This window comes from Pseudonocardia sp. Ae331_Ps2, assembly GCF_001932405.1.
Taxonomy (GTDB): domain Bacteria; phylum Actinomycetota; class Actinomycetes; order Mycobacteriales; family Pseudonocardiaceae; genus Pseudonocardia.
This window is the reverse complement of sequence record NZ_MCIM01000001.1, coordinates 5,663,551-5,682,001: the sequence shown is the minus strand read 5'-3', so window position 1 is coordinate 5,682,001 and position 18,451 is coordinate 5,663,551. Positions and strand designations below refer to the sequence as shown.

The window sequence follows — 18,451 nt, the reverse complement described above, 5'->3', positions numbered from 1 at the left end:
CGGTGGGCCCGGTGCGGACCGGTGTCGGCGCGGCCGGCCGTCGCGTCGGGGACCCGGGTCCCGCGGTCGGATCACCGGTGCCGGTCCGGGCGTCGCACCGGACCGACGTCGCCGGGGGCGATGAGTCCGGTGCCGCGACGCGGTCGGTAGGGGGACCGATCCCATCGTCGCACCGCGGGAGACACCATGACCGGACCAGCACCCACTCTGTCGCCGTCCTCGGCCGGACACCTGCCGGTCAACGGCCTGGATCTGTACCACGAGGTGTACGGCGAGCTCGGGACCTCACCCCCGCTGCTCCTGCTGCCGGGCGCGTTCATGGCCACCGGCTCGATGGCGGCGTGGGTGGCCGGGTTCGCCGCCGACCGCACCGTCGTCGTCGCCGACATGCAGGGCCAGGGCCGGACCCCGGACGCGCCCCGTGCGCTGTCCTACGAGCAGTTCGCCGACGACGCCGCGGCGCTGCTCCGCGGCCTGGGCGTCGATCGGGCGGACGTGCTGGGCTACTCCCAGGGCGGTGGCGTGGCGCTGCAGCTCGCGCTCCGGCACCCGGACCTCGTCGGCAAGCTCGTCGTGATGGCCGCGACGTTCCGCCGCGACGGCTGGTACCCCGCCGTGCACTCCGCCGTCACGGGGATGGACGTGACGGTGCTGTCCGGCACGCCCGTCGAGACGGCGTTCCTGGAGCACACTCCGGACCCTGCCGCGTTCGCGGCGTGGGTGGAGAAGGTGAAGGTGCTCAACGCCGAGGACCAGCAGATCGACGACGCCCGGATGCGCGGCATCACCGCCCGCTCCATGGTGATCGTCGGGGACGCCGACGGCGTGCGACCCGAGCACGCGGTGGAGATGTTCCGGCTGCTCGGCGGCGGCAACGAACGGGCCGCCGCGACCGGGATGCTGCAGGAGGTCCCCCGGGCACGCCTGGTGGTGCTGCCCGCGACGTCGCACATCGGGCTGGTGGGGGAGACGGCGACCCTCGTGCCGGCGATCAGCGCGTTCCTCGACGACGCCGTGGCCCCCACCCCGACCCTGTTCTGACCGGACGACGAGGGCCCCGCCGGATGCTCCGGCGGGGCCCTCGTCGTGGAACGGTGGTGCTCAGTCCAGGTAGTCGCGCAGCACCTGGGACCGCGACGGGTGCCGCAGCTTCGACATCGTCTTCGACTCGATCTGGCGGATCCGCTCGCGGGTCACGCCGTAGACCTGGCCGATCTCGTCGAGGGTGCGCGGCTGGCCGTCGGTGAGACCGAAGCGCAGCCGGACGACGCCCGCCTCGCGCTCGGACAGCGTCGCCAGCACCGACTGCAGCTGGTCCTGCAGGAGGGTGAAGCTCACCGCGTCGACCGCGACGACCGCCTCGGAGTCCTCGATGAAGTCACCGAGCTGCGAGTCGCCCTCGTCGCCGATGGTCTGGTCCAGGGAGATGGGTTCCCGGGCGTACTGCTGGATCTCCAGCACCTTCTCCGGGGTGATGTCCATCTCCTTGGCGAGCTCCTCGGGAGTGGGCTCGCGCCCGAGATCCTGGAGCAGCTCACGCTGTATGCGGCCGAGCTTGTTGATGACCTCCACCATGTGCACCGGGATGCGGATGGTGCGGGCCTGGTCGGCCATCGCGCGGGTGATGGCCTGCCGGATCCACCACGTCGCGTAGGTCGAGAACTTGTAGCCCTTGGTGTAGTCGAACTTCTCGACCGCACGGATGAGGCCGAGGTTGCCCTCCTGGATCAGGTCCAGGAACGCCATGCCGCGGCCGGTGTAGCGCTTGGCCAGCGAGACCACGAGCCGGAGGTTCGCCTCGAGCAGGTGGTTCTTGGCGCGCTCGCCGTCCCGCACGATCCAGCGCAGGTCGCGCCGCATCTGCGGGGACAGCTTCTCGTTCGACTCGAAGACCTTGCGGATGCGCTCGGCGCCGTAGAGGCCGGCCTCGATGCGCTTCGCGAGCTCGACCTCCTCCTCGGCGTTGAGGAGCGCGACCTTGCCGATCTGCTTCAGGTACGCGCGGACCGAGTCGGCCGAGGCGGTGAGCTCGGCGTCCTTGCGCGCCTGGCGCAGGGCCTCGGACTCCTCCTCGTCCCAGACGAAGTCGGCCGACTTCTGCTGCGACGCCCGGGTGGTCGGCGCCACCCGGTTCTTGCCGGTGTTGGTCTCGTCCTCGGAGTCGTCGTCATCGTCGTCGTCGGACGAGTCGTCGGCGGTCTCCTCCTTCGCCGCCGCCTCGATGTCGGCCTCGACGTCCGAGGCGTCGATCTCGCCGTCCTCGAGGACGACCTCCTCGCCGTCGGCGTCCGGCTCGTCGCCGTCGGCCTTCTTGGTGGAGGCCTTCTTCGTGGCGGGCTTGCGCGGGCCGGTCTTCGGCGCGGCCTTGGTCGCCGTGCCACCCGCCGCGGCGGGCTTGCGGGTGCGTGCGGCCGGCTTCTTCACCGTGCCGGTCGCCGCCGACGCGGTGCTCGTGGTGCCGGAAGTACGGCGGCTGCGGGATGCGGTACCCGACGTCGGTTCGACGGTCGAGTCGCTGCGTGCTGCGGAGTCTGCGGCTGCCACCTGGGCCCTCTCGCTACGTGCGCTGGAGTCGTTACGCGGCCCGGTCGCGGCGCGCTCGTCGGGGGAGACGAGGCCACGACGGCCGGGATGTCCTGTCCTGCCACCGTCTCGGTCGCCGGCGTCGATGGTGGTCGCCGCGCGGCCCGGAGACGGGGTGTGCGTTCCATTGTAACTGCGTACCGGCCGGGGGGGACGCACCTCACGCCGCCCCGCGCGTCCCGGCGGCTCCGCACGTGGTCGGATGGGGTGGTGAGGCCGCACGAGAGCAGCGATCCCGCCACCCTGCGCGCCGTCGCCGAGCAGGTCGCGGCCGAGGCCGCGGAGCACCTGCGCGGCCTGCCCGCCCCGCACGACGACGGCGTCACGACGAAGTCCTCGCCGACCGACGTCGTCACCGCCTCCGACGCCTCGGTGGAGCGGTTCGTCCGCGACCGGCTCGCGCAGCTGCGCCCCGGTGAGTCGGTGTACGGCGAGGAGGGCGCCGGCGACCCGGCTGTCGCGCGCTGGGTGGTCGACCCGATCGACGGCACCGTCAACTACCTCTACGGCCTGCCCTGGTACGGGATCTCGATCGCCGCCGTCGTCGACGGGGAGGGCGTGGCCGGTGCGGTGTCCGAGCCCGCCTCCGGGCGGCTCTGGTCGGCCGGACGCGGTCTCGGCGCGACCCTCGACGGGCGTCCGCTGTGGGCCGCGGCGACCACCGAACTCGGCCAGTCCCTGGTCGGCACCGGGTTCGCCTACCGCGCCGAACGGCGCGCCCGGCAGGCCGGGATGGTCGCGGCGATGCTCCCCGAGGTCCGCGACGTCCGGCGGGCCGGCGCGGCGTCGCTGGACCTGTGCGCCGTCGCGGCCGGCTGGCTCGACGGCTACCTCGAGCACGGCTGCAACTGGTGGGACTGGGCGGCCGGTGCGCTCATCGCGACCGAGGCCGGTGCCGTGGTGCACGTCTCGGGCAGCCCGGGCGTCCACGGCCTCGACGACGGCGACGCCCTGGGCGCCGACGTCACGCTCGCCGCCGCGCCCGGAGTCGCCGCCGCCCTCGCGGAACTGGCCCGCCGCAGCGGCGCCGACACCGTCTGAGCCGCCGGGGCGCTCCGCTCAGCAGGTCGCCGCGCGGGCCTGGGCCAGCAGGCCCGGGTCGGCCCGCGGACCGCCCTCGGTACCCGGCGCGGACAGCTGGTCCAGCACGTCGCGGGCCGCACGGCCCGGTGCGACGTCGGTGAACGCCGACCCGACGACGACGTCGACCACCGCCCCCTGACGATCGTCGCGGATCAGCTCGACGCAGGGCAGCGCCAGCGCGAGCGTCGACGCGGACGCCGCGCCGTCCGGGCCGAACCGCATCTGCCCGATGCAGTCCAGGTCGCCCTGCGGGAACGCGGGGTCGTTGCCCGGGGTCCCGGCCTCGCCGAACTGCAGGTCCTTGAGCTCGGCGGACACCAGGTTCGCCTGCCCGCGCTGACCGCCGGCGTTGAGGACGTGGAAGCGGACGTCGTCCGGGGCGGCCGGGGCGACCGAGGCCAGCTCGGCCCGGTCGATCTCGGTTCCGGCCAGGGCCCCCGACGACGGGGCCGGGCAGTTCGTCGACGCCGAGCCGTCCGAGGCGGTGCCGAGCACGACCGCCCACGTGGCGACGGCCAGCACGGCCAGCAACGCGGTGGTCACCAGGATCGGACGGGCCCGGCGCCGCTCGTAGGGGCGGTCGGTGCGGGTGCGGCCGGCCGGCATCAGATCGACCCTCCGTCCAGGACGTGGTGGCCCAGCGCGACGAGCGGGCCGACCGACCCGTCGAGGCCGTCGGCCATCTCCGCCGGCACCGACCCGGCCCGGGCCCGCGCCAGGATCCCCGCGAGCACGACGGCCAGCTTGAACGCGCCGAACCCGACGTACCAGGGCAGCGGTCCGGCGTCGAGGCCGGTGCGCGCGGTGTAGCCCTCGACGAGCTCGCGCCGCGTCGGGAAGCCGGGCAGGCCGGTCGGGCTCGCCAGCGGCTGGGCGGAGGACCAGACGGTGGCGTCGCCGTCCTGCTTCCAGTAGACGAGCAGCAGCCCGAGGTCGGCCAGCGGGTCGCCGAGGGTGGACATCTCCCAGTCCAGGACCGCGCGGATGCGGCCGGGGTCCCCGGCGTCGAAGACGCAGTTGTCGAGCCGGTAGTCGCCGTGCACCACGGTGTGGCGCTGCGCGGCCGGCACGTCGGCGGCCAGCCGCTCGGAGAGCCGGGTGAGCTCGGACTCGACCTCCGCGTCCACCGGGACGGGGTCGTCGCCGTCGCGGGCGGCTGCCCACTGCGTGCCCCAGCGCCGGATCTGGCGCTCCATGAAGCCCTCCGGGCGACCGAAGTCGCCCAGGCCCGCCGCGGCCGGGTCGACGGCGTGCAGCGCGGCCAGCACGTCCACCAGCTCCTCGCCCGCGGCGCGGCGCTGCTGCTCCGTGGCCGCCCAGCCCTCGGGCAGGTCGTCGAGCGGCACGACGCCGTCGACGAGCTCCATCACGAAGCAGGGGGCGCCGAGCACGTCGCCGTCGTCGGCGGCCAGCACCGCGGGGACGGGCACGGCGCTCGGCCCCAGCGCGGAGATCACCCGCTGCTCGCGGCCCATGTCGTGGGCGGTCGCGGCGACCTCGCCGACCGGCGGGCGACGCAGCACGACCGCCCCGGCGGGGGAGGAGACCCGGTAGGTCAGGTTGGACCGCCCGGCGCCGATCGGGGTGAGCCGCGCCTCGCGCCACCGTTCGTCGCCGAGGGCCGTGGACAGCCACGCGCCGACGGTGGCGGGGTCGGCACCGGGCGTGGGGGTGCGGGCGCTCGTCGTCACACCGGGCGACACTAGTGCGCCCGGCGGCGGTGGCGTCGGGGCGACACCCGGCATCATCGGGGGACTCGCTGCGACGCTCCGCGGACGCTGGGCTACCCTCCCCGCCGCCGGTGACGGATCGGCCGCGACAGGACTCACGACGGACGAGCCACCCGGTCCACCGGGCCAGGTGAGACCGGCGTCACTCATGGGGCCGGGCACAAACCCGCTCCCCGCGACGTTCTCCAGCGGCACGCGACGACCAACCGATGCGAAGTACCGCTGCTCGTGGGCCGGAATCGAGCAGCTCGGACGTAAGGCAAGGGTGAGACCTGATGGCGACCGACTACGACGCCCCGCGTCGCAATGAGGCCGACGAGATGGCCGAGGACTCGCTCGACGAGCTCAAGCAGCGCCGCAACGAGGCGCAGTCCGCGGTCGTCGACGTCGAGGAGACCGACACCGCGGAGAGCTACGAGCTCCCGGGCGCGGACCTGTCGGGCGAGGAACTGACGGTGAACGTCCTGCCGAAGCAGGCGGACGAGTTCACCTGTGCGAGCTGCTTCCTGGTGCACCACCGGAGCCGGCTCGCCAGCTCCTCGGGCGGACAGTTCCTCTGCCGCGACTGTGCCGCTTGATCGGGCAAGCCTGATCGGGCGCAAGCCTGATCGGGCAGGCCTGACCGGGCGGGCCCGGCAGGGCCCGTCCGACGGGAGGACCACGACGGGGCCCCGGCGATCTCGCCGGGGCCCCGTCGTTTCTGCGCGTGGTTTCTGCGCGTGTCGGCGCTGTCAGTGCTGTCAGCGCTGCTGTTGCTGGGGGTGCGGCGCCTCGGCGGCGATCGCCGCCCGCAGCTCGTCGGGACGGCGCGTGCTGAGCACCCAGTAGGGCTCGTCGCGGCCGATCACCTGGACCCGTACCAGCGGCCCCACCCACGCCCGGTGCAGGACGTAGGCCTGCGGGTCGAGATCGGGGCCCATCGCCTGCTGCTTGTCGGCCCGCGCGACGGTGTCGGTGACGCCCGCCGCGGACAGCGGCAGCTCGCGGCCGTTCGAGACGAGCACGCCGTCGCGGACGGTGACGCGGCTGCGGCCCATCCACCACAGGACACCGACGCACAGCGGCACCATCGTCAGGTAGCCCAGCCACGCCCGCAGGCCGGGATAGCCCATGTGGATCTGCGCGCCCATCAGGACACCGAGCCCGACGGCGAGCAGGTACCACCACACCGGGACGGACAACCGCTCGTCGAACGCAGCAGGGCCAGCCGTCGCAGAGTCGGTCTCCGGATCCCGTTCGCTCACGAGGCCCAGGGTAGCGTCGCCCGCCGTGCCCGGTTCCGTGCCCGCTCCCCCGGACCAGCCGCCGGCAGCAGCGTCCGTCGACGTCCTGCTGACGCGGCTCGACCCCGACGTCCCCCCGCCCGCGTACGCGCGGCCCGGCGACGCCGGGGCCGACCTCGTGACGACCACCGACGTGGTCCTCCAGCCGGGGCGCCGGGCGCTCGTCGGGACCGGGGTGGCGATCGCGCTGCCCGAGGGCTACGCCGGGTTCGTGCACCCCCGGTCCGGCCTCGCGGCGCGGTGCGGGCTCTCGATCGTCAACGCACCCGGCACGATCGACGCCGGGTACCGCGGCGAGATCAAGGTCTGCCTGGTCAACACCGACCCGGACACGCCGGTGAAGCTGCACCGGGGGGACCGCATCGCGCAGCTGGTGGTGCAACGGGTCGAGACGGCCCGGTTCGTGGAGGTCACCGCGCTGCCCGCGTCGGTACGCGGCGCCGCCGGTCACGGCTCGACCGGCGGGAACGCCGCGCTCGTCGCCGGGGGAGGGGACCAGTAGATGCCCGGACGCACACGCGGTCGGATGTTCGACATCCGTCCGGAGGACGGGATCGAGGACACCGGGACAGGTGCCTACCCGGGCTATCCCGGCTACGGCGACTCCGACGTCGACGACTTCGACGACTACGCCGACCACTACGCCGCGCAGGACGCCCGCCGCGGGGCGCCGCCGGCGAACGGCGTGGCCCCGCGCAACGGCTCCGGACCCGGTGCGCCGAACGGCAGGCCGCCCGCGCCGGGGCGCAACGGTTCCGCCCCCGCCACCGGCTCCCGCCCGGTGCCACCCGGCCCGCGGACCGGCGGCGCCGTCCCCGCACCCGCCGGCCCCGCCGCGGCGACGACGGCGGTGCGCGCGGTCGGCCGGGACACCACCGGCCGTGCCCCGGCCCCGGGCGCCTCCGGGCGCCTGCCCGCACCCGCACCCGCGGGGTACGACGACCGGGTCGCACCCGACGGCCGCTGGGACGACGAGGAGCCCCCGCTGCTGTCGCACCGCGTCGAGGACGACGAGCTCGCCTACGCCCGCGACCGCACCCCGCAGGGCTTCGACGGCGGCGACCCCGACGACCCGTCCTGGGGCCGGCGCCCGTCCCGGCCCGCCGGCGACGACCTCGACGACGAGCACGACGCCGAGTACGTCGGTGACCACGACGCCGAGTACGACGACGAGGCCGAGTACGACGCCGAGTACGACGAGGACGAGTACGGCGTCGGTGACGCCCCGCTGTCGGTCCCGCCGCCCGGCAGCGGCGGCCGCCCGCTGGGGCCGGCCGACGTCGAGGAGCTCGACCCGTCGATGACCGACGCGCTCGCCCGCGTCGACCTCGGTGCCCTGCAGGTCCCGGTGCCCTACGGTGCCGAGCTGAAGCTGGAGCCCGCCGGCGCCGAGCGTCCCCAGGCGGTGCACCTGCTGCTGGCCGAGGGCCGGATCGCGGTGAGTGCGCTCGCCGCGCCGCGGTCGTCCGGGCTGTGGGCGGACCTGTCCGCGGAGATCGAGCAGTCCCTGCGCACCGGCGGTGCCCGGGTCCGCAACGCCCGCGGCGACTGGGGCCGCGAGCTCCACGCCCGCACCGAGAACGCCGCATCGGTGTTCGTCGGCTGCGACGGCCCGCGCTGGATGGTCTACGGCGTGGCGACGGCGTCGCTGGAGACCGTCGAGGCCCTCGACGTGGAGCTCCGGCGCGTGCTGCGGGGGATCATCGTCGTCCGCGGGAAATCGCCGTACCCGCCGCGGACAGTCCTGCCCCTGGAGCTGCCCGAGCACCTGCGCGAGCGGCAGCCCGAGGCCGCGCCGCAGAAGCCCAGCATCACCGTGTCCGTCCCGGCCCCCGCCGGGGAGACGGGCGCGACCCCGGCGCCGTCCGGCCCCACGACCGGCGCCCGCCCGGTGCCGGCCGCCGCCTCCGCGGAACCGGCGACGCCGGTCGAGCCCGCCCGCCCGGCCCGCCCGCGCCGTACCGCGCCCGCCGCGGCGTCGGCGTCCGGGGTCCCGGCCGCGCGGCCCCCCGCGGGGCCGGTGGGCCCCCGCCCGTCCACCGACGACGCCGACTCGCGCACCCGCGCGCTGCCGCAGGTCCGCCGCCCCGCCGCGGCGGCCCCGGCCGATCCGGCCGCGGCGCGCACGCCGCTCGCCCCGGACGTGCGCACCGACGAGTCGCCCGCCGAGCGCACCGCGCTGACCGACGGTCCGCTGGTCGCCCCCGGGCCCGAGGCACGGCCCGGTCGCCGACGCGGGCGCCCGGCCCGGCCCGACCGGACCGGCGCGAACCGGCTCGGCGGCGCCCCGGCCGGTGCCACGACGTCCGCTGCCACACCGTCCGCTGCCACGCCCCTCGCCGCCCCACAGCCCGGGGGCATCCCCGGCAGTGCGACCCCGACCGGCGCGATCCCGACCGCGGGCGGCGTCGCCCCCGCGGCCGGGCCGGGCCGGGCCGGTCCCGACACCGGCGTGGGCCCGCTGCCCGGGCGCGGGTCGATCCACGCCCCGGCTCCGCTGCACGCCCCGGCGCCGATGCACGCGCCGGACCCGGCGCCGAGCGCGGTCGCCCCGCTCCGGGCCCCGGAGCCCGAATCGGCGGAGCCCCCGGCCCGCCGCGACCCGGCAGTGACCGCGCTGTCGGCCGCCGACCTGCTCGCCGGCGTCGAGGACGACCGGTCCGCGACCCCGCTCACCGGTTTCGGCCGGGGCGCGTCGGCCGGCGACATCCTGGACCGCAGCACCCCCGTCCCGGCCTCGGCCCTCGACCCCGGCACCGTGCTCGGCGGCCCTGCGCTCGGGGACACCGCGCTCGGCGGCCCTGCGCTCGGGGACACCGCGCTCGGCGGCCCTGCGCTCGGGGACACCGCGCTCGACGGTACGGCGTTCGACGGCCGCACCGCCCTGGATCCCGGCACCGCTCCCGACGGCTCTGCCGACACCGCTGCCGACGGCTCTGTCGACGCTGCCGATGGCGCCGCCCACGGCCGGGACCCGTTCGGCACCCCGACCGCCTCCGGTGCCACGGCGGGGTCGACCCGGCCCGGCACCGGTGGGGCGGCGCGCCGCTCCCGGCGCGACCGCGCCGCCGACGCCGCCCGCGTCGACGCCGCGGACCTGCTCGCCGCGCGCACGCGGGACACCCCGGCCGGGCCGCCGGAGCCTGCGTCGCCGCCGACGGGGGCCATCGAGGACATCCCGTTGTCGGACGTGCCGCTCATGGAGGCCACGCTCGACCGGCTCCCGGCCCCGACCGAGCCCGCCGCACCGGCGTCCACCCGTCGTCGGCGGGGTGCCCGGCCCACCGCGGACGCGCCCGGCCACACGGCGCCCACCGACCCCACCCCGGACGACGACGGCTGGCTGTCCGCCGAGATCGCCGCCAGCCGCCGGTCCGGTCGGCACGGCGCCGGTGCGGGCACCTCGGTGGCGGACCTGCTCGCCGCCGTCGCCCTCGACGCCCCTGCAGGCGGTGGACGCCGCCGCGAACCCGGCGACGCGCCCTCCACGGGGAGCGGCACCGCCGGGAGCGACACCGCAGGTCCCGCGCCCACCGGCTCCACGTCGCGCGGCGTGGACCACGACCCGGCCCCGGCCGCGTACCCGGCGTCGCCGGGCCCGGGCGGGGACGATCTGTTCCGGGCCGCGGCCGATGCGGACCGCCCCTGGCACGGAGGCGGTCCCACCTCGGCCGACGAGGCACGCAGTGCCCTGCAGGACCTGCTGCGCAGCGCGTCGGCCGACCGCGGGCCGCACGCCGACGGACCGGGTGCCGACCGCACCAACGGGCACGGCGGTGTCACCGGGCTGGCGGACTACCGCGCGAGCCGGGCCGCCGCCGGACGGGCCGCGGCCCGCACCGACGACCCCGCGCCCGCGGACCCGGCCCGCACCGCGGGCGAGCGCACCGACGGCACCGACGACACCGAGGACGCCTCCGGCGGGCTCGACGCCGGGCGGGCAGCGGGCGGGTCCGGGCTCACCGGCCAGTGGCCCTCCGGTCGGCGCGCGGGCGGCACCGGTCCCCGCGACCTCGGACGGCACCGGCGGGACTGAGCGGCAGCGGGATGGGCACGGGTGTCCGGTACGCCCGGCCCGCACCCGCCCGTCGACCACCGGGCGCGGCCCGCGAGCCGGTCGCCGGGGCGGTGACCGGGAGGTCGGGGCCGCCGCGGGCACAAACCGGGGCATCCGCGCGTTACGCTCTCGGCGCCACCACGACACCCTGTCGTGTTGCCGCGCGAGTGCGGGTCACCGGAGGGTCCGGTGACCCCGGGCCGGTACCGGACACGGCCGAGGAGAGACATGGGCAGCACGGATGGCGGAGCGTTCCGCCGGATGCTCCGCAAACTCACCAGCGATGTCGACGAACTCGACGCGCGCGACCTCGCCGAGGACGTCGAGGAGACCGGTGCACGACCGGCCCGCGACTGTGCCTGCGGCGAAGAGGTCACGATGCTCGGCCGGATCCGCAGCGTCGACCTCTGTCCACAGAGTGCCGACGCCACCCTGAAGGCCGAGCTGTTCGACGGGACCGACGGCGTCACCCTGGTCTGGATGGGCCGGCGCAGCATCCCCGGTATCGAGGCCGGACGCACCATGCGGGTCCGTGGCCGGATCTCGGTCCGCGACGGCCGCAAGGTGCTCTACAACCCGTACTACGAGATCTGCCAGGCGCAGTGACCCGCGGGACCCTCGCGGCCTGCTCCTGAGCCGACGGATCGGACCGGCTTGAACGACCACCACCACGACGCCCCGACCACCCGGATCCCGCGTGTCACCGACGTCGACCCGCAGGACCGGACCGCGCCCCTCGGCCGGCCGGTGACGGCACCGGCGCACGCCGCCGCACCGGAACCGGACCGGACCGGGGGACCGGCGGAGTCCACCCCGGAGGCGCCCACCCCGACCCTGCTGGAACAGATGGGCGGGGTGACCGGGATCGTCGCCTCGACCATCCCGGTCGTGGTGTTCGTCCTCGTCAACATCCTGGCCGACCTGACGACCGCGCTGTACGCGGCCGTCGGAGCCGGTGTGCTGGTGCTGGTCTGGCGTCTGGTCCGTCGTGACCCGGTCATGCCCGCGATCTCCGGTCTGCTCGGGGTCGGGGTGTGTGCGCTCGTCGCGAGCCGGACCGGGGAGGCCCGCGGGTTCTACCTGCCCGGTCTGCTCTACAGCGGCGCCCTGGGCGTCGTCGCGCTGGTGTCGATCATCGCCCGCTGGCCGCTGGCCGGGGTGATCTGGCACGGCATCAACGGACACGGCACCGAGTGGCGCGCAGACCCCCACCTGGTCCGCGCCTACGGCTGGGCCACCGCGGTGTGGGCGGGGACCTTCCTCGCGAAGGTCGTCGTGCAGGGCGGGCTGTACCTCGCCGACTCCGAGACCTGGTTGGGTGTCGCGCGGCTCGCGATGGGCTACCCGCTCACCGGGGTCGCGATCCTGGCCACGATCCTCATCGTGCGCCGCGCCGAGCGCGCCCGCCCCGCGACCGCCTGAGCGGCACCGGCACGCGGGACACTCCGGGTGCCGGTCCCCGGCGGGGTGGGAGAGGCGGGGTCACAGGAGAGCGGCGCGGATGTCCTCCTCGACCGCCGTCGTCGCCACGAACAGCAGCTCGTCGCCGCCCTCCAGCGCGTCGTCGGGCTGCGGCACGATGACCCGGCCGCCGCGCAGGATCGTCACCAGCGCCGAGTCCGTCGGCAGCTCCAGCACCCGCACCGGCCGCCCGGCCAGCGGGGTGTCCTCGGGCAGCGTCACCTCGACGAGGTTCGCCTGCCCCTGACGCAGCGTCAGCAGCCGCACCAGGTCCCCGACGGCGACGGCCTCCTCGACCAGCGCCGCCAGCAGCCGCGGCGTCGACACCGCGACGTCGACGCCCCAGTTCTCCCCGAACAGCCACTCGTTGCGCGGGTCGTTCACCCTGGCCACCACCCGGCGGACCCCGAACTCGGTCTTCGCCAGCAGCGACACCACCAGGTTGACCTTGTCGTCGCCGGTCGCGGCGATCACGACGTCGCAGCCCTCGATGCCGGCGTCCTCCAGCGACGACAGCTCGCAGGCGTCGGCGTGCACCCACTCGGCCTCGGGGACCGAGTTCGGGTCGATGTGGGTCAGCTCGCGCTCGATCAGCATGACCCGGTGGTCGGACTCGACCAGCTCCAGCGCGATGGACCGCCCGACGGCGCCCGCACCCGCGATCGCGACCCGCATCAGTCCTCCTCGGGCGGCGCCGCGGCGGCCGCCGTCACGTCGCTGACCGTGCCCGAGACCGCCGCCACGTAGACGGTGTCCTCGTGCTGCACGGTGGTGTCCTTGGTCGGCAGCACCCCGGTGCCGAACCGCACGATGAACGCGACCCGCGAGCTCGTCGCCCGCTCCAGGTCGCGGATCGGGCGCCCCACCCAGTTCTCGTGCAGCGGCAGCGGCAGGACGGCCACGGTGCCGGTGGGCTCGCGCCAGGCGGTGGCGACGCCGTCGGGCAGCAGCATGCGCAGCAGCCGGTCGGTCGTCCACGGGACGGTCGCGACCGTCGGGATGCCGAGGCGCTCGTACACCGCGGCGCGCTTGGCGTCGTAGATCCGGGCGACGACCTTGCCGACGCCGTAGCTCTCGCGCGCCACGCGGGCGGCGATGATGTTGGAGTTGTCCCCGGAGGAGACGGCGGCGAACGCGCCGGCGGACTCCAGCCCCGCCTCGTCGAGCACGCTGCGGTGGAAGCCGAAGCCGACCACCTGGCGCCCGCGGAAGTCCGGGCCGAGCCGGCGGAAGGCCTGCGGGTCGCGGTCGATCACCGCGACCTCGTGGCCGAGCCGTTCCAGGCCCGAGGCCAGGGACGCGCCGACGCGGCCACATCCCATGATCACGACGTGCATGGCGTCTGGGGTCCTTCCGCCGGGTCGGGAGGCCCGGGATGTACGGTTCGTTCCTTCTGTACCGACGGCGACGGGGACGCCGACGACGCGCGGTGAACGCTATCGCGAAGCGGATCGGACCGGGGGCATAGGCTGCGCCCCGTGTCCAAGCTCGCCGTCGCTCTCAAGCGGCTCGTGGTCGGACGACCGCAGCGCAGCGACCGCCTGACCAGCACCCTGCTCCCGAAGCGGATCGCCCTCCCCGTGTTCGCCTCCGACGCCATGTCGTCGGTCGCCTACGCGCCGGAGGAGATCTTCCTGACCCTGTCGGTCGCCGGCGTCGCCTCCTACGCGATGTCGCCGTGGATCGGTCTCGCCGTCGTCGTCGTGCTGCTCACGGTCGTCGCCAGCTACCGGCAGAACGTCCACGCCTACCCCTCCGGCGGGGGTGACTACGAGGTCGCGACGGTCAACCTCGGCAAGAACGCCGGACTGACCGTCGCCAGCGCGCTGCTCGTCGACTACACCCTCACCGTCGCCGTCTCGATCTCCGCGGCCGCGGCCAACATCGGCGCGCTGGTGCCGTTCGTCGCCGAGCACAAGGTGCTGTTCGCCGTCTCGGCCATCGCCGTGCTCACCGCGATCAACCTGCGCGGCATCCGCGAGTCCGGCGCCGCCTTCGCGGTCCCGGTCTACGCCTTCGTCCTCGGCGTCGCGACGATGATCCTCTGGGGGCTGACCCGGGTGCTGATCCTCGGCGACCCCGTGCGCGCCGAGAGCGCCGACCTGCACCTGGTCGCGGAGGGCGACGCGTTCACCGGCCTCGCCCTGGTGCTGCTCGTGCTGCGCAGCTTCACCCAGGGCGCGGCCGCGCTGACCGGCGTCGAGGCGATCTCGAACGGCGTGCCGGCCTTCCGCAAGCCGAAGTCGAAGAACGCGGCCACCACGCTGCTGCTGCTCGGGGCGATGTCGGTGTCGCTGTTCATGGGGCTGATCGCGCTGGCCCAGCTGACTGGCGTCCAGATCGCCGAGGACCCGGCGCGCCAGTTCCCCGACGCCCCGCCCGGCTACGAGCAGCACACCATGATCGCCCAGCTCGCCGACGCGGTCTTCGACAACTTCCCGCCGGGCTACTTCTTCGTCATCGTGATGACGGCGCTGATCCTGGTCCTGGCCGCGAACACCGCGTTCAACGGCTTCCCGGTGCTCGGCTCGATCCTGTCCCAGGACCGCTACCTGCCCCGCCAGCTGCACACCCGCGGCGACCGGCTCGCGTTCTCCAACGGCATCGTCGCGCTCGCGCTGTTCGCGATCCTGCTGGTCGTCGGCTTCCAGGCCGAGGTCACCCGGCTCATCCCGCTCTACACCGTCGGCGTGTTCGTGTCGTTCACGCTGTCCCAGGCCGGCATGGTCCGGCACTGGAACCGGGAGCTCGCGCTGGGGCCGCCGGTGTCCGAGCGCCGCCGGATCCGTCGCGCTCAGTCGATCAACGGGTTCGGCGCCTGCATGACCGGCGTCGTGCTGATCACGGTGCTGATCACCAAGTTCACCCTCGGCGCCTGGATCGCGATCGTCGCGATGGGCGGGTTCTTCGTGCTCATGCGGCTGATCCAGCTGCACTACGACCGGGTCGCGGCCGCACTCGTCGCCGACGAGACCGACGACGTGCTGCCCTCGCGCAACCACGCCGTCGTGCTCGTCTCCACGCTGCACAAGCCGACGCTGCGGGCGCTGGCCTACGCCCGCGCGACCCGCCCGGACATCCTCGAGGCGGTCACGGTCAACGTCGACGACTCCGAGACCAAGAAGCTCGTCGAGCAGTGGCACAAGCGGAACCTCCCGGTCCCGCTGAAGGTCGTCGAGTCGCCCTACCGGGAGATCACCCGGCCCGTGCTGGACTACGTCAAGCGGATCCGCAGCGACTCCCCGCGCAACGTCGTGACCGTCTACATCCCGGAGTACGTCGTCGGGCACTGGTGGGAGCAGGTGCTGCACAACCAGAGCGCACTGCGGCTCAAGACGAGGCTGCTGTTCCAGCCGGGGGTGATGGTGACCAGCGTGCCGTGGCAGCTGCCGTCGTCCTCGCGCACGCGGGCGCTGTCGCCGCTGCAGGCGCCGGGGGCGTCCCGTCGCGGCTACCCGGGCACGGAGCAGCTGCCCGGCGAACTCCGCGACGGCGCGGGCGTCCGCACCGGTGGCGGCACCTCGCCCGCACCCCGTGTCCCGAAGGAGGAGGACCGGTGAACGCCGAGACGGCGACCGACTGGACCGACCGGATGCTGGAGCTGCGGGTCGGCCCCGTCGCGCACGGCGGACACTGCGTGGCCCGCGACGGTGACGGTGGCCGGGTCGTGTTCGTCCGGCACGCGCTGCCCGGTGAGCTGGTCCGTGCCGTGGTCACCGACGACCCGGGTGGGGCGTTCTGCCGCGCCGACGCCGTCGCCGTGCTGGAGGCGTCCCCGGACCGGGTCGAGCCCGCGTGCCCGTGGGCGGGGCCCGGCGGCTGCGGTGGCTGCGACTTCCAGCACACCGACCACGCCACCCAGCGCGTCCTGAAGATGACCGTCCTGCGCGAGCAGCTGGAGCGTCTCGGCGCCGGGGCCGCGGTCGTCGCCACCGCCGACCTCGCCGCGGTGGAGGTCGAGGAGCTCCCCGGCGGTCCGTTCGGCTGGCGCACCCGGGTGCGGCTGGCCGTCGACGACGCCGGCGTCCCCGGCCTGCGCGCCCACCGCAGCCACGACGTGTGCGAGATCGGGGACTGCCCGCTCGTCCCGGCGGGCGCGCTGCCCCCGGTGCTGGAGCGCCGCTTCCGGCCCGACTCCGAGCTCGACGTCACCGTCGTCGGCGACGGGGCGGCCCGGGTCGGCTCCGGCGCCACCGTGACCGCGGCGGGCCGCACCTGGGAGCTGTCGGCCGGCACGTTCTGGCAGGTCCACCCGGCGCTGCCGGACACCCTCGCGTCGGTCGTACGCGACTGGGCCGACGCCCCCGTGGGCGGTGTCGCCTGGGACCTCTACGGCGGCGTCGGGCTGCTCGGCTCGGTCCTCGCCGGCCAGGTGGGGGAGTCCGGGACCGTGCTGGTCGTCGAGTCCGCCGCGTCCGCGGTCGCCGACGGCGCCGCCGCGCTGGCCGACCTGCCGCAGGTCCAGTTCGTGCGGGGCCGCGCCGAGCGCGAGATCGCCCGGCTCCGGCCCGACCCCGACGTCGTGGTCACCGACCCGCCGCGGGCCGGGCTCGGGAAGGCCGCGGTGCGCGACCTGGCCGCCCGCGGCCCGCGGCGGATCGTGCACATCGCCTGCGACCCGGCCGCGCTGGCCCGGGACCTGTCCCTGTTCGCCACCGCCGGGTACCGCACCGCCGCGCTGCGGGCGTTCGACGCGTTCCCGATGACCCACCACATGGAGGCGGTCGCCCTGCTGGAGCGGATCCCGCGGTGACCACCGTCGTCCAGCTCTCGGACCTGCACCTCGGGCGTCCGGATCCGGAGGGCCGGGCCGCCCGCGCCGTCGCCGGGGTCCGGGCGCTGGATCCGGCGCCGGACGTCGTGGTCGTGACCGGGGACCTCGCCGACCACGGCGACCCCGCGGCCTACGCCGGGGCCGCCGCCCTGCTGGCCGGGCTCGACGCGCTGCACGTGCCCGGCAACCACGACGACCGCACCGCGATGGCCGCCGCCGTCGGCCCGGTGGGGGACCGGCTGCACCGCACCGGCGGCTGCACGGTGGCGCTGCTGGACACCCTGGTCCCCGGTGCGCCGCACGGTGCGCTGTCCGAGGGCGCCGTCGCCCTGCTCACCGAGGCCGTCCGGGACCCTGCGCCGCTGCTGGTCGCCCTGCACCACCCGCCGGTCGCGCTCGGGCACCCCGTGCTCGACGGGATGCGGCTGCGCGACCCCGGCCCGCTGGAGATGCTGCTCGCCGCCCGGTCCGACCCGACGCTGGTGGTGTGCGGGCACGTCCACACCCCGCTGGCGACGACGTTCGCCGGGCACCCGCTCGTCGTCGCCCCGTCGGTGGCGCCCGCCCTGCGCTGGCCGGACGTGCCCGGTGCCGGAGGCTCCGACCCGGTCCCGGCGCCGGGTGGGGTGCTGCACGTGCTCGGTGACGGGCCGCCGCGCAGCCGGTTCCTGAACTGGCCGGTGTGAGGCGGGTCGGATGTCGCGGGGGACTCGGAACCCGCTAAGCTCGCTTCAGAACTGAATACGCCGAAAGTAGCAAGCCCTCGTAGTCCAATCGGCAGAGACGATGCACTCAAAATGCATACAGTGTGGGTTCGAATCCCACCGAGGGCACCATTGTCCGGAATTGTCGGTGGCGCGTGCGACGGTTTCCGCATGCACCCGCCACACGTCGTCGACAGGGCCCGGTCGCTGTATCGCGGCGGCATGCCGGTTCGGTCGGTGGCCGCGGCCGTCGGCGTCCCCGAGCGGACCGTGCGCCACTGGTGCACCGGGACCCGTCGCACGGGGGACCCGCGGCGGACCCGGGCCCGCTGCTTCCGCTGCGCCCCCGGTATCGACGTCCCCGTCGCCGACTACGCCTATCTGCTCGGCATGTACCTCGGTGACGGACACCTCACCGCTGCGCAGCGCACCCACTGAGGTGTTCTCAGTAGCGGGTTGATCATGTCGTGCGGTCGTACTCGGTGTGGAGTAGTACGAGCGCAGCTGCGGTGATCGCGCCGGTGCGCCAGGGACATAGCGTGACTCGCCGCAACGCGGCGAAGGTGGTCTTGAGCAGGGCGTTTCCGCGTTCGGTCAGAGCACGAAGGGCTGAGTGCAGGGTGTTGACGGTGCGCTGGTTGACCGTCTGCCCGCGGCCGGGGGCGGGTTTGATGGGCACGGTGAGCCGGTCGGCTTCGCCTTCGTAGCCGAGGTCGCCCAGCGCGGCGTGGGTGTCGTCGGTGAACGCGGCCAGGCCCTCGAGCAGCCCGGGGTGC

17 protein-coding genes, 1 tRNA gene and 1 pseudogene are annotated in these 18,451 nt (G+C 75.3%); 12 read left to right on the top strand and 7 right to left on the bottom strand.

What is annotated here, in order from left to right:
* Window positions 1-186 precede the first annotated feature (186 nt).
* Window positions 187-1,041, top strand: a complete 855-nt coding sequence (locus Ae331Ps2_RS26555) for an alpha/beta fold hydrolase (RefSeq protein WP_075305787.1) — start codon at window positions 187-189, stop codon at window positions 1,039-1,041.
* A gap of 60 nt (window positions 1,042-1,101) precedes the next feature.
* Here Ae331Ps2_RS26555 and Ae331Ps2_RS26550 read toward each other — a convergent pair.
* A pseudogene (locus tag Ae331Ps2_RS26550) lies at window positions 1,102-2,562 on the bottom strand (RNA polymerase sigma factor); the annotation flags it as partial.
* A gap of 231 nt (window positions 2,563-2,793) precedes the next feature.
* Between Ae331Ps2_RS26550 and Ae331Ps2_RS26545 the strand changes: the two are divergent.
* Entirely contained in the window at window positions 2,794-3,624 is an 831-nt protein-coding gene (locus tag Ae331Ps2_RS26545; RefSeq protein ID WP_075311648.1) for an inositol monophosphatase family protein, read from the top strand.
* A gap of 18 nt (window positions 3,625-3,642) precedes the next feature.
* Here Ae331Ps2_RS26545 and cei read toward each other — a convergent pair whose 3' ends face one another.
* Both cei and Ae331Ps2_RS26535 read right to left on the bottom strand, forming a co-directional pair.
* Window positions 3,643-4,272 carry an envelope integrity protein Cei gene (gene cei / locus Ae331Ps2_RS26540; RefSeq protein WP_075305789.1) on the bottom strand — a complete coding sequence of 210 codons (630 nt, stop codon included), beginning with the start codon at window positions 4,270-4,272 and terminating at the stop codon, window positions 3,643-3,645.
* Entirely contained in the window at window positions 4,272-5,357 is a 1,086-nt protein-coding gene (locus Ae331Ps2_RS26535; protein WP_075305790.1) for a phosphotransferase family protein, read from the bottom strand. Before Ae331Ps2_RS26535 ends, cei begins: the two co-directional genes overlap by 1 nt.
* Window positions 5,358-5,671: 314 nt before the next feature.
* Here Ae331Ps2_RS26535 and Ae331Ps2_RS26530 point away from each other — a divergent pair, with 314 nt between their 5' ends.
* The gene (locus tag Ae331Ps2_RS26530; RefSeq protein WP_020626973.1) at window positions 5,672-5,974 is read left to right on the top strand and encodes a DUF4193 domain-containing protein; all 303 of its coding nucleotides are present in this window, start codon (window positions 5,672-5,674) and stop codon (window positions 5,972-5,974) included.
* Window positions 5,975-6,136: 162 nt separating this feature from the next.
* Here the strand turns inward: Ae331Ps2_RS26530 and Ae331Ps2_RS26525 are convergent, their stop codons facing one another.
* Window positions 6,137-6,640: a DUF3093 domain-containing protein gene (locus Ae331Ps2_RS26525; protein WP_075305791.1), complete on the bottom strand. Its 504-nt coding sequence runs from the start codon at window positions 6,638-6,640 to the stop codon at window positions 6,137-6,139.
* Window positions 6,641-6,665: 25 nt separating this feature from the next.
* Between Ae331Ps2_RS26525 and dut the strand changes: the two genes are divergently transcribed.
* The 4 genes from dut (at window position 6,666) to Ae331Ps2_RS26505 (ending at window position 12,158) form a co-directional block, all read left to right on the top strand.
* Entirely contained in the window at window positions 6,666-7,181 is a 516-nt protein-coding gene (dut, locus tag Ae331Ps2_RS26520) for a dUTP diphosphatase (protein ID WP_083696037.1), read from the top strand.
* Window positions 7,182-10,715 (top strand): DUF3710 domain-containing protein, encoded by a 3,534-nt coding sequence (locus Ae331Ps2_RS26515; RefSeq protein WP_139318696.1) that lies wholly within the window; start codon window positions 7,182-7,184, stop codon window positions 10,713-10,715.
* Window positions 10,716-10,964: 249 nt separating this feature from the next.
* The gene (locus tag Ae331Ps2_RS26510) at window positions 10,965-11,342 is read left to right on the top strand and encodes an OB-fold nucleic acid binding domain-containing protein (protein WP_020622832.1); all 378 of its coding nucleotides are present in this window, start codon (window positions 10,965-10,967) and stop codon (window positions 11,340-11,342) included.
* Between the two features lie 48 nt (window positions 11,343-11,390).
* Window positions 11,391-12,158 (top strand): DUF3159 domain-containing protein, encoded by a 768-nt coding sequence (locus Ae331Ps2_RS26505; protein WP_020622833.1) that lies wholly within the window; start codon window positions 11,391-11,393, stop codon window positions 12,156-12,158.
* 60 nt (window positions 12,159-12,218) lie between these two features.
* Here the strand turns inward: Ae331Ps2_RS26505 and Ae331Ps2_RS26500 are convergent, their stop codons facing one another.
* Both Ae331Ps2_RS26500 and Ae331Ps2_RS26495 read right to left on the bottom strand, forming a co-directional pair.
* On the bottom strand, window positions 12,219-12,872 hold the full coding sequence (locus tag Ae331Ps2_RS26500; protein ID WP_020622834.1) for a TrkA family potassium uptake protein: 654 nt from the start codon (window positions 12,870-12,872) through the stop codon (window positions 12,219-12,221).
* The gene (locus Ae331Ps2_RS26495; RefSeq protein ID WP_075305794.1) at window positions 12,872-13,534 is read right to left on the bottom strand and encodes a TrkA family potassium uptake protein; all 663 of its coding nucleotides are present in this window, start codon (window positions 13,532-13,534) and stop codon (window positions 12,872-12,874) included. Before Ae331Ps2_RS26495 ends, Ae331Ps2_RS26500 begins: the two co-directional genes overlap by 1 nt.
* Before the next feature lie 141 nt (window positions 13,535-13,675).
* On the opposite strand from Ae331Ps2_RS26495, the gene Ae331Ps2_RS26490 reads away from it, so the two are divergent.
* From Ae331Ps2_RS26490 to Ae331Ps2_RS26470, 5 genes are all read left to right on the top strand, one after another.
* The gene (locus Ae331Ps2_RS26490; protein WP_075305795.1) at window positions 13,676-15,757 is read left to right on the top strand and encodes an APC family permease; all 2,082 of its coding nucleotides are present in this window, start codon (window positions 13,676-13,678) and stop codon (window positions 15,755-15,757) included.
* Between the two features lie 32 nt (window positions 15,758-15,789).
* Entirely contained in the window at window positions 15,790-16,950 is a 1,161-nt protein-coding gene (locus Ae331Ps2_RS26485) for a class I SAM-dependent RNA methyltransferase (RefSeq protein WP_075311652.1), read from the top strand.
* Window positions 16,947-17,657: a metallophosphoesterase gene (locus Ae331Ps2_RS26480; protein ID WP_075305797.1), complete on the top strand. Its 711-nt coding sequence runs from the start codon at window positions 16,947-16,949 to the stop codon at window positions 17,655-17,657. The genes Ae331Ps2_RS26485 and Ae331Ps2_RS26480 overlap by 4 nt, the downstream gene beginning before the upstream one ends.
* 73 nt (window positions 17,658-17,730) lie before the next feature.
* Window positions 17,731-17,807: transfer RNA gene (locus Ae331Ps2_RS26475), tRNA-Leu, on the top strand.
* Window positions 17,808-17,897: 90 nt separating this feature from the next.
* Window positions 17,898-18,113, top strand: coding sequence for a hypothetical protein (locus tag Ae331Ps2_RS26470; RefSeq protein WP_139318697.1), 216 nt, complete (start codon window positions 17,898-17,900; stop codon window positions 18,111-18,113).
* Between the two features lie 22 nt (window positions 18,114-18,135).
* Here the strand turns inward: Ae331Ps2_RS26470 and Ae331Ps2_RS32780 are convergent.
* Window positions 18,136-18,451: transposase family protein (locus Ae331Ps2_RS32780; RefSeq protein WP_305775549.1), on the bottom strand; the 316-nt coding region annotated here is incomplete at its 5' end.